The sequence below is a fragment of the Flagellimonas rhodophyticola genome, from assembly GCF_049332665.1.
Classification (GTDB): domain Bacteria; phylum Bacteroidota; class Bacteroidia; order Flavobacteriales; family Flavobacteriaceae; genus Flagellimonas.
In genome coordinates this window covers 2,307,926-2,319,361 of the sequence record NZ_CP186326.1, presented here as the reverse complement: position 1 = coordinate 2,319,361, position 11,436 = coordinate 2,307,926, and the positions used below count along the sequence as shown (strand labels likewise).

Below are 11,436 nucleotides of genomic sequence, written 5' to 3'. Positions count from 1 at the left end.
GATTTAGTAATTAGATAGTTGCTATTTAGTTGTTATTAATTAGTAGTTTCATCATTTCATGTGCTGATACTTTTCCTTTTAGGGTTATAAAATCTCTTGGGGTCTCATCCCCTATCTCATAGGTGATTCCTACCGCATTGAAGCGCTTTAAAAACCAACCTTTTGATACTGGTCTAGTGCTTACAGCACTTTTCTCATTTACTTTATAATCAGGAATGTTTGCTTCCAATTGGGTAAACCAATCTGAAACAAAACTTGGTAAATTGGTACTTTCTCGTTCAATATTGGTGTAAAAGACATCATGCCAAGTTGAATGAAAGTCCAAACCCAACAATACCTTTACCCCTTCTTCTTGAACAATCTGTTCTATTTGATGTACGACCGCTGAAATTTCTGGTTGGTGATACTTACTCCAATCCCTATTTAAATCTACCCCTCCGGCATTGTGTCTCCAATGTCCGAGATCCACCCCATCCGGATTCATTAAAGGAAAGGCGAGAATCCTATATTTTTCAAGAAAAGCATTTGTTAGTTTTCCGCTCTCCAAAAGAGCTTCCAGAAAACTTTGAAATGCCAAGAAACCGGTTACCTCCGGAGGATGCTGCCGGGTAAGCAATACAATAATATCTTTGTTATTTTTTGATCCGTTATAGATGTCCATCATTGGGATATCTCTTCCTAAATGGGTTTTTCCAATTATATGCAACCTTGATACAGACTCATGCTTTTTTGATACCGAGCTATACCATTCTTTGACCTTTTGGGTATTTATGACCTCTTGTGCTGCAATAAGGGCCGTATCCTTGGAAATGTTAAACTTTAGAGTGGTGATGCTATCTTCTTTCGACAACATTAATGAATCGGCCTGTTGCCAAAGTCCGTTACCGATTTGATATTTAGGAACATATCTATGTTTGTAACCTTTTGGGTATTCGAATTGGAAATAGGTAGTTCTTGAGGACTTCCCCCAAGTTTTAAAAGCAAAATATGCACTGTTGTTTATTGGAGTGTTCTCTGGCTTTATTTTTAAAACTATAGTGCTATCATTCTTAATACCTATACCGTTGAGTCGTGCACTGGGAAAGTCGTTGCTGACATAAATTTCCATTTCAGGCACATATTCAACCCTTTTATTCTGAAAGGTTATTGGTTTGTCCTTTGTGTCTACCTTATTTGGAAATTTTATACTTCGAGAGCTTGAGCAAGAAACTATAAAAACAATAAGGCCTATGACCAAAATAGGACGAGAAAATCTCATGTGGCTCAGCATGGATTCAAGTGGTTTTAAGCTAGTTAGTTATAATAAAGAAAAGTTAAATTTTGATCCAGCCTACAGACCAATTCTTGGTTTAAAAGCATACCAATTTGGAGGAAGAAATATGGGAGGGTAAATCCCGATGTATTTTTACTTTGTTTACAACTGCTTATATTGATAAAGAATGTTGATTTACAAAAAGAAAGGTATTCAGAATTTCATTTACTCAATTCTAGGGAAGTAAATTCCGGAATTTGAAAAAGTAATCACAACTCCAATTGTCTTCCAATTAGCAGTTATATAATCCACTTAATTTCTAAAAAAACAATTTTTTAGAAATATTTTGACTTACTATAGAGCTTCCTCCATTATTTTTTCCACAACTTCTGGATTAAGCAGGGTTGAAATATCCCCAAGATTGCTGGTATCTTTTGAAGCAATTTTTCTTAAAATACGTCGCATGATTTTTCCACTTCGAGTTTTCGGCAATCCTGGCACAAATTGAATTTTATTCAATTTGGCAATAGGACCTATATGTTCGGTAATCATTTGGTTGATTTCCTTTTTTAGATTGTCACGGTCTCGTGATTCTCCTGTTTCCTTTAAAATAACATATCCATAGAGTGCGTTACCCTTAATATCATGCGGAAAACCAACAATAGCAGATTCAGCTACCGCAGGGTGTTCATTGATGGCATCTTCAATAGGTGCTGTACCTAAATTATGTCCTGAAACTATAATTACATCATCCACTCTACCGGTTATTCGATAATAGCCTACCTCATCTCGTAGAGCGCCGTCTCCAGTGAAATACTTCCCTTTAAAAGCAGAAAAATAAGTGTCTTTGTACCGTTCATGGTCTCCCCAAATGGTTCTGGCCATAGAAGGCCATGGAAATTTGATGCAAAGTCGACCGTCGACTTGATTACCTTTTATTTCCTTTCCGTTTTCATCCATTAACGCAGGTTGTACTCCAGGCATGGGTAAGGTTGCATATGTTGGTTTTGTTGGAGTTGAAAATGGTATGGGTGAAATCAATATGCCTCCAGTTTCCGTCTGCCACCAGGTATCCACTATGGGGCATTTTTTCTCTCCCACATGGTCATTATACCAATGCCATGCTTCCTCATTAATCGGCTCTCCCACGGTGCCCAGCACTTTCAAACTAGAAAGATTATGATTGGCAACAAAATCCAAATTCTCTTTGGCCAAAGCTCTAATCGCTGTGGGCGCTGTATAAAATTGCGTCACCTTGTGTTTTTCAACAATTTCCCAAAACCTTCCGAAATCAGGATAGGACGGCACTCCTTCAAACATTACGGTTGTCGCTCCGTTTACCAATGGCCCGTAGACAATATATGAGTGACCCGTAATCCAACCAATATCTGCCGTACACCAGTATATATCGTCCTCTCGGTATTGGAATACATTTTTAAAGGTGAATGCCGTATAAACCATATAACCAGCTGTCGTGTGCATCATTCCTTTGGGTCGTCCTGTTGAACCAGAGGTGTACAGAATAAACAAAGGGTCTTCAGCATCCATTATTTCGGGAGCACAATCTGAATAGGCACTGTCCAGTAAAGGCTGCAACCATTGATCGCGCCCATTTTTCATCGGTATGTCTGCATTGGTTCTTTTGGCAACCAATACCGTGTTAACTCCAGGGCATTGTTCCAAGGCATCATCTACAATTCCTTTGAGGTCTATAGTTTTGCCGCCTCTGTACGACCCATCGGAAGTAAGTACCATTTTTGCATCACAATCATTTATACGAGTTGCCAACGCTGTTGATGAAAATCCTGCAAAAACCACAGAATGCACAGCACCAATTCTGGCACAGGCCAATATGGAAATTGCTAGTTCGGGAATCATAGGTAAATAAATTACCACCCTATCCCCTTTTTTAATTCCATTATCCTTTAAAACATTTGCGAATTTGCACACACGCTCGTGAAGCTGTTTGTAGGTAATATGTTCGGCCTCCTCTTCTGGATTGTTGGGTTCAAAAAGTATGGCCGTTTTATCGCGTCGAATTTGAAGATGTCTATCTAAACAGTTTTCCGTGATATTCAATTTTGCTCCTTCAAACCATTTCACCTCTGGCTTGGAAAAATCCCACTCCAAAACGTTATCCCATCGCTTTCGCCAAACAAAATGTTCCTCTGCAATTTCTTCCCAAAAAGCCTCTGGATTTCTGACTGATTTTCTATATACCTGAAAGTACTCTTCCAGATGTTTGATGTGGTAGTTGCTCATGCGGTGTCCTCAAAATTTGTGAGCTTTAAATTTAGCAAAAAAGAGGCTGCAAATTCATTTTTAAGAGGTTTATCGACCTAAGTGATACCTATCACTGCTATTCACAGAATTGCATCGACGAATAACATAAACTCAGAGATTTCCGCACTACAATAACGGCCTTTCACGATTTCATTTTTGAGTCAAAAAGGCTTAATTCATTGTAAAGGAGTATTTTTTATGTTTAGTGTTCAATGGCCTCGCCTGCCCCACTTGGAATTCTAATATTCTCCACGATGTCCTGAACCGACTCTGGAGGAGGTGCATAAAACCTAGAAACCACAAGTGCTATACCGAAATTAAAAAGCATTCCAACAGTTCCAAAACCTTCTGGTGAAATTCCAAACCACCAGTCATTTGGAGTGCTGTTTTCCGGGTCTCCAATCCACCCTAATTTAAACCTAGCGATATAATAGGAAGTAATTCCCAAACCAGCTATCATTCCCGAAATGGCTCCTTCCCGATTCATGCGTTTGCTAAAAATACCCATGACAATGGCTGGGAAGAACGAAGAAGCTGCTAGACCAAATGCCAATGCGACCACTGAAGCCACAAAACCAGGAGGATTGATACCAAAATATCCCGCAACGATTACTGCAAGTACTGCCGAAAGTCGGGCTATTAGCAATTCTTTTTTGTCTGAGATATCTGGAGCAAACTGTTTTTTAATCAAATCATGGGAAATTGAAGTAGAAATTACCAAAAGTAGTCCTGCGGCGGTTGATAAAGCTGCGGCCAAACCTCCTGCAGCAACCAAAGCAATAATCCAATTGGGTAAACCTGCTATTTCCGGGTTAGCCAGAACTGTAATATCACGATCTACATACAATTCATTCGCTGTATTGCTTGCATTTGAAATTCTACGTTGTCCGTGTTCTCCTCTAGCATCAATAAAAATTGGTTTCCCTTCTGTGGCATCACCAGGGAGGTATTGAATGTTTCCATCACTGTTTTTATCGATCCAAGCGATCAATCCTGTGTCTTCCCATTTGGTAAACCATGAAGGTATTTCTTTATAGGGCGTATTCTCAACTGTTTCCATCAAGTTGGTACGGGCAAACACTGCTATAGCGGGAGCTGTTGTATAGAGAATTGCAATAAACAACAACGCATAACCTGCCGATTTACGTGCATCTTTTACCTTGGGAACAGTAAAGAATCTAATAATAACATGGGGTAATCCTGCGGTACCCAGCATCAATGCCGCAGTAATAAAAAATACATCTATAGTTGACTTTGAGCCATCAGTATAGGCTGTGAATCCAAGGTCTGTCATCAATCCATCCAACTTATCCAATAGGTAAACTCCGTCCGCACCAGCAGAACCAAATCCAAACTGCGGAATTGGATTTCCAGTGGCCATTATGGAAATGAATATAGCTGGCACCATAAAGGCGAAAATGAGTACACAATATTGGGCAACTTGGGTATAGGTAATTCCTTTCATTCCGCCTAAAAAGGCATAAAACAAAACCACTGCCATCCCAATATAAACGCCTGTATTTACCTCAACATCAAGAAATCGAGAAAAGACCACACCTACTCCGCGCATTTGACCGGCAACATAAGTAAAGGACACAAAAAGAGCAGCTACAACCGCTACGGTACGCGCCACATTGCTATAATAACGATCTCCAATGAAATCAGGTACGGTGAATTTTCCAAATTTTCGAAGATAAGGAGCCAGCAAGAGCGCTAACAATACATAGCCTCCTGTCCAACCCATTAAATATACAGAACCATCATAACCGGAAAAGGCTATGATTCCCGCCATACCTAAAAAAGAAGCTGCTGACATCCAATCTGCTGCAGTCGCCAAGCCGTTTGCCAAGGGAGAGACACCACCTCCGGCAACATAAAACTCTTTGGTAGAGCTTGCTCTGGACCAAATAGCAATTCCTATATATAATGCAAAAGTGATTCCGACGATGATAAACGTCCAAGTTTGAATTCCCATAGCTTATTCGTTTACCCTGTATTTTTTATCCAGTTTATTCATTAAACGGACATAAATGAAAATGAGGATCACAAAAACGTAGATGGAACCTTGTTGGGCGAACCAGAAGCCTAGCTTAAAACCTCCTAAACGAATGGTATTCAATTCATCAACAAGAAGAATCCCAAATCCGTAAGAGACCAAAAACCATATGGAGAGAAGGATGGCGAGATACTTTAAGTTTTCGCGCCAGTATTTTTTGCGTAGTGCTGCGTCCATTTCAAGGTTGGTTTATTTCTGAAATATATGAAATATGGAACAACTACTCGAAGAAAGCTCAAGAAGCGCACAAAATGCTGTCTGAAATTGATATTTACTGCAGTGTCTTTATATAGTCTGACACACTAGTGCCTATTCGCTCCTGAATATTGGACACATTGGCCTTCTGAAAAGTTTCTCCTGTGATACTTTCATACAACTCAATATAGCGCTCAGAAACGGTTTCTATGTATTCGTCGCTCATTTCTGGAACTGTTTGGCCTTCCAATCCTTGAAAACCATTGGAAATAAGCCATTGTCTCACAAATTCTTTGGATAATTGTTTTTGGGGTTCTCCCTTTATCTGACGTTCCTCATAACCCGCTGTGTAAAAATATCGGGAAGAATCCGGAGTGTGGATTTCATCAATAAGTACTATCTCACCGTCCTTCGTTTTTCCAAATTCATATTTGGTGTCAACCAAAATCAATCCTCTTTTGGCAGCCAATTCGGTTCCCCTTTGGAAAAGTGCTTTTGTGTATTTTTCTAAAACGGCATAATCGGCTTCTGAGACAATTCCTCTTTCCAGAATTTCGGCTTTGGAAATATCTTCATCATGATCTCCTTTTTCAGCTTTTGTTGCTGGGGTGATTATGGGTTCTGGGAATTTATCATTTTCTTTCATCCCCTCTGGCATTGGCTCGCCACAAAGTATTCTTTTTCCCGCTTTGTATTCCCTAGCGGCATGCCCAGACATATAACCCCGAATAACCATTTCCACTTTGAAAGGTTCGCAGGCTACGCCTACGGCCACATTTGCATCAGGAGTCGCCATAAGCCAGTTGGGTACAATATCCTCCGTAGCTCGCATCATCTTAGTCGCAATCTGATTCAGGATTTGACCTTTATACGGTATTCCTTTGGGCATTACTACGTCAAAGGCCGACAAACGATCTGTGGCAATCATTACCAAGATATCATTTTGAAGTGTATAAACTTCTCGAACCTTTCCTTTGTAAACCGATTGTTGTCCGGAGAAATGGAAATCGGTATCCATTAATGTGTTTGGCATGCTTGATTAGTTTGTATGCTCGATATTTTTGTATGCGGCAATGACTTTCTTGACCAATTTATGGCGAATCACATCTTTATCGTCTAAATAAATGATGCTAATGCCCTGTACATTTTTTAAAATCAAAAGGGCCTCTTTTAAACCTGAGATTACACGGCGTGGTAAATCAATTTGGCCAGGATCGCCCGTCAAAAGGAATTTGGCATTTTTACCCATACGTGTCAAAAACATCTTCATTTGGGCGTGGGTGGTATTTTGTGCTTCATCTAAAATTACAAACGCATTATCCAAGGTTCTACCACGCATAAACGCCATGGGTGCAATCTGAATAGTTCCGTCTTCGATATATTTATCCAACTTTTCAGGAGCGATCATATCTCGAAGTGCATCATAAAGCGGCTGCATATAAGGGTCTAGCTTTTCTTTTAAATCTCCAGGAAGGAAACCCAAATTTTCACCAGCTTCAACCGCAGGACGTGTCAAAATGATTCGTCTTACCTGTTTTTCTTTAAGGGCTTTTACGGCCAAGGCGACTCCTGTATACGTTTTTCCGGTTCCAGCAGGGCCAATGGCAAAAACCATGTCGTCCTTTTTGCAGGCATCCACCAATTTGCGTTGATTAGCTGTCTGAGCTTTGATTAATCTGCCACTTACACCATGCACCAAAACATCACCACTACTTTTGGATGAGCTATAATCTTCCTGTCCATTACTGGTCAGTACTCGCTCAATAGAGTTTTCATCCAATTTGTTGTATTTGGCAAAATGGGCGGTAAGCATATCAAAACGTCTATCGAACTCCTCTAGCAACGCTTCATCTCCATACACTTTTATTTTGCTACCTCTGGCAACGATTTTAAGCTTGGGAAAGTACTTTTTTAACAGCTCAATATTTTCATTCCGCTGCCCAAAGAAATCTTGTGGGCTTATCTCCGTGAGTTCAATAATAAGTTCGTTCAATAAAAACGGGGTATTTAAAGGTTATTTTTGAAGAAATTTTATTCTTTCTTTTTACTTAATTTTACCTCGCAAATTTAACTAAAAATCGATTTGAACCGGGAAAAACATATCAACACTGTTGCATGGCAATAATAACCTTAACCACTGATTTTGGCCATAAGGACCACTTTGTTGGTGCAATAAAAGGGACCATTCTAAACAACTTGCCAGATGTTACCATTGTTGATATTTCGCATGAGATAAGTCCGTTCAACATTCAAGAGTGCGCCTATATATTAAAAAATGCGTATCGTTCTTTTCCTCCTGGCAGTGTTCATATCGTTGGTGTAGACTCTGAACAATCTCCAGAAAACCACCACATTGCGGTTCAGGTAGATGGTCATTATTTCATCAGTGCCAACAATGGGGTCATTTCTTTGATAACTTCGGAAATAAACCCCGAAAAGGTTGTTGAAATCAGTATTCCAGATTTTAGGCCCAGTTCATTTCCGGTAATGAATGTATTTGTGCAAGTGGCATGTCATATTGCACGAGGTGGTACCTTGGAAGTAATCGGGAAAGCTTTTAATGAATTAAAAGAGCTTCGCGAATTTGAACCAAGAATTTCAAACAATGGTAAAACAATCACCGGTAATGTTGTGTATATAGACAACTATGGCAATGTCATTACCAATATTCAAAAAAATCTTTTTGAGGCCTACCGCAATGGGCGCGAATTTGAAGTGATAGCCCGAACCAATAAAATAACTTCGATTCACAATAGCTACAATGGTATCATCAATTTTGATTTGGGAAAACCACAGCGCAAGGGACCTGGGGATGCATTGGCACTTTTCAATTCCGCCGGATATGTGGAACTTGCTATCTATAAAAGTGATTTAAACACTGTGGGTGGCGCCTCTACCCTGCTCGGTCTAAATTACAGGGATACCGTCACCATAAATTTTTTATAAATGTTGATACGCATTGTAAAACTCACTTTTAAACCCGAAAATATTCCTAGTTTTGAGCAAATCTTTCAGAAAACAAAATCAGGGATTACCAATTTTAAAGGGTGTAGTAAGGTAGAATTGTATCAAGACCTTAAAAATCCATGTATTTTTTTCACATATAGTTTCTGGGATAACGAGTCAGATTTGGAATATTATAGAAAATCAGAGTTTTTTAAAGATGTTTGGGGTAAAACCAAACTATTGTTCGCTGCAAAACCGGAAGCCTGGAGTGTCAACAAATTACAATCTTCAATCTCAATTTAATGTTCGCGATTTTTAAACGAGAGATTCGGTCTTTTTTTACTTCGCCCATAGGTTATTTAATTGTTGGGTTGTTTTTGTTACTCAACGGATTGTTTTTGTGGGTTTTTAAAGGTGACTTCAACATTTTTGAGTATGGGTTTGCTGATTTGAGCAACCTGTTTTTGTTGGCTCCATGGATATTTATCTTTTTAGTTCCCGCAATTACAATGAAAAGTTTTTCAGAAGAACGAAAAATGGGAACGCTGGAATTACTGCTTATAAAACCCATTTCCATTTGGAAACTGGTTTTAGGCAAATTCTGGGGTGCTTTTGTCCTCTGCATTATTGCAGTGCTACCCACGATTATATATGTGTTTGCAATTTCCAGTTTAGGAATTGAAGAAGGGAATTTCGATTCAGGTATCGTTCTAGGGTCCTATTTTGGGCTTTTCTTCTTGATTGCTGCCTACACGTCCATAGGTGTTTTCGCATCCACCACATCTGACAGCCAGATAATCTCTTTTATAGTTGGTATTCTTATTTGTTTTTTAATATTCAATGGGTTTGAAGCCGTTTCCTCCCTATTTTCAGATGGAGAAACGCAACAAATTGTCAGAGGTTTGGGTGCAAGAGCACATTTTGACAGTATAGCCAGAGGGATTGTGGATACACGGGATTTGATATTTTTCATTTCGCTAACACTCCTATTTCTATATCTCACCTTTCAACGTTTAAAACAATTACCGCGCTAATGGGAAAGTTCTTGATTTCAATAGCGAAAGTTTTGGTCTTGGTGATTATTCTCAATGTAATTTCCAGCTTTCTCTATGCAAGGTTTGACCTGACTGAAGATCAGCGATTTACATTGTCACAACCTTCAATCGAAGCTGCCAAAAAATTCGAAACTCCCGTTATTATTGATGTTTTGTTGGATGGGAATATTCCTCCTGAGTTCGCAAAATTAAAGGTGGAAACCTTGCAACTACTGGAATCCTTTGCAGCGCAAAACAAGAATATTCAATTCAACTTGGTAAATCCGTTGGCGGATGAGGCCCAAGCACAACAGACCATCTCCGATTTGCAACGAATAGGTCTTACTCCTGCCAATGTCACCATACGAGAAAATGGAAAGGTATCTCAAGAATTGGTTTTCCCTTGGGCAATGGTCAACTATAATGATCAAACAGAAAAGGTGCCCCTTCTCAAGAATAAATTAGGTTCTTCAATGGAGGACAAAATAAACAATTCCGTACAGCAGTTGGAATATGCATTTGCGGATGCTTTTACCAAATTGAATATCTCAGAAAAGAAACGGGTAGCTGTGATTAAGGGAAATGGAGAACTGGATGACATCTATATTGCGGATTACCTAACTACCATCCGAGACTACTATAATATTGGAGCAATTACGTTGGATTCCGTAGCGTCAAATCCGCAAAAAGTGCTGGATCAACTAAAAGCCTTTGATTTGGCATTGATTGCCAAACCAACGGAGGCTTTTTCTGATGAAGAGAAATATGTTCTAGATCAATATGTCATCAATGGCGGAAAGTCTATTTGGCTAATAGATCAGGTCGCCATGGAAGTGGATAGCATTTTCAGCGGAGGAGGGAGTGCAATGGCCATACCCAGGGAGTTGAACTTAAAAGATTTCTTTTTCAACTATGGAGTACGGATCAATCCTGTTCTCGTGAACGATTTGTATTTTACTCAAATTGTACTGGCATCAGGTGAAGGAAATGATTCACAATACAATCCCGTTCCCTGGTATTACAATCCGATGGTCTTTTCAAGAAACAACCACCCCATAAATACAAACATTGAAGCAGTCCGTTACCAATTTGCCAGCGCTATGGATATTTTGGAAAACGATTATAAGAAAACTGCCCTTCTGCTGAGCTCTCCCCTTTCAAAAACCATGGGTACTCCAAGACAGATTGGACTGGATATTTTAAATAATCCACCAGACAAAGCATCTTACACTAATGGTAATCAGCCATTGGCAGTTTTAATCGAAGGTAGTTTCCGTTCCATGTACAAGAATCGGGTAAAACCGTTATCCCTTGAAAATTCATTGGAAGAAGGCATAGAAAATAAAATGATTATCATTTCGGACGGTGATCTCATAAAAAATCAAATCCGCAACGGAAGACCACTTCAATTGGGTTACGATAAATGGACCAACAGTTCTTATGGCAACAAGGAATTTTTGGTGAACTGTATCAATTTCCTTCTCGATGATACCGGACTTATAAACATTCGAAACAAGAGGGTTTCCATTCCCTTGTTGGACGCTGAGAAAATCTCATCTCAAAAAAGCAAATGGCAGCTAATAAATATTGGGGTTCCCGTATTTTTGACATTGTTGGCAGGCATTTTCTTCGGTTACTATCGCAAACGAAAATATGCGCTTTAGATGTTA

At 39.3% G+C, this 11,436-nt stretch carries 10 protein-coding genes; 4 read left to right on the top strand and 6 right to left on the bottom strand.

Translation table 11 applies throughout. The annotated features are described in order from the left end of the window. Window positions 1-25 precede the first annotated feature (25 nt). From ACOKFG_RS10390 to ACOKFG_RS10365, 6 genes are all read right to left on the bottom strand, one after another. A complete protein-coding gene (locus tag ACOKFG_RS10390; RefSeq protein ID WP_422861182.1) occupies window positions 26-1,258 on the bottom strand; it encodes a M14 family metallopeptidase in 1,233 nt (410 codons plus the stop codon). Between the two features lie 348 nt (window positions 1,259-1,606). Next, window positions 1,607-3,514: an acetate--CoA ligase gene (gene acs / locus ACOKFG_RS10385; protein ID WP_298789340.1), complete on the bottom strand. Its 1,908-nt coding sequence runs from the start codon at window positions 3,512-3,514 to the stop codon at window positions 1,607-1,609. Window positions 3,515-3,737: 223 nt separating this feature from the next. After that, window positions 3,738-5,510, bottom strand: coding sequence for a sodium:solute symporter family protein (locus ACOKFG_RS10380; protein WP_422861181.1), 1,773 nt, complete (start codon window positions 5,508-5,510; stop codon window positions 3,738-3,740). 3 nt (window positions 5,511-5,513) lie between these two features. Next, the gene (locus ACOKFG_RS10375) at window positions 5,514-5,768 is read right to left on the bottom strand and encodes a DUF4212 domain-containing protein (protein WP_422861180.1); all 255 of its coding nucleotides are present in this window, start codon (window positions 5,766-5,768) and stop codon (window positions 5,514-5,516) included. A 94-nt stretch (window positions 5,769-5,862) separates the two neighbouring features. Next, window positions 5,863-6,819, bottom strand: a complete 957-nt coding sequence (locus ACOKFG_RS10370) for a phosphoribosylaminoimidazolesuccinocarboxamide synthase (protein WP_422861179.1) — start codon at window positions 6,817-6,819, stop codon at window positions 5,863-5,865. 6 nt (window positions 6,820-6,825) lie between these two features. Then, on the bottom strand, window positions 6,826-7,779 hold the full coding sequence (locus ACOKFG_RS10365; RefSeq protein ID WP_298789336.1) for a PhoH family protein: 954 nt from the start codon (window positions 7,777-7,779) through the stop codon (window positions 6,826-6,828). A 122-nt stretch (window positions 7,780-7,901) separates the two neighbouring features. Here ACOKFG_RS10365 and ACOKFG_RS10360 point away from each other — a divergent pair, with 122 nt between their 5' ends. The 4 genes from ACOKFG_RS10360 to gldG are packed head-to-tail and all read left to right on the top strand — an operon-like array spanning window position 7,902 to window position 11,430. Beyond that, window positions 7,902-8,732 carry an SAM-dependent chlorinase/fluorinase gene (locus ACOKFG_RS10360; RefSeq protein ID WP_299485020.1) on the top strand — a complete coding sequence of 277 codons (831 nt, stop codon included), beginning with the start codon at window positions 7,902-7,904 and terminating at the stop codon, window positions 8,730-8,732. Further along, the gene (locus tag ACOKFG_RS10355) at window positions 8,733-9,035 is read left to right on the top strand and encodes an antibiotic biosynthesis monooxygenase family protein (protein WP_299485019.1); all 303 of its coding nucleotides are present in this window, start codon (window positions 8,733-8,735) and stop codon (window positions 9,033-9,035) included. It abuts the gene before it with no gap. Further along, the gene (gldF, locus tag ACOKFG_RS10350; RefSeq protein WP_299485017.1) at window positions 9,035-9,766 is read left to right on the top strand and encodes a gliding motility-associated ABC transporter permease subunit GldF; all 732 of its coding nucleotides are present in this window, start codon (window positions 9,035-9,037) and stop codon (window positions 9,764-9,766) included. Before ACOKFG_RS10355 ends, gldF begins: the two co-directional genes overlap by 1 nt. Beyond that, complete coding sequence (gene gldG / locus ACOKFG_RS10345; protein ID WP_299485015.1) at window positions 9,766-11,430, top strand: gliding motility-associated ABC transporter substrate-binding protein GldG; 1,665 nt, start codon at window positions 9,766-9,768, stop codon at window positions 11,428-11,430. The genes gldF and gldG overlap by 1 nt, the downstream gene beginning before the upstream one ends. Window positions 11,431-11,436 lie beyond the last annotated feature (6 nt).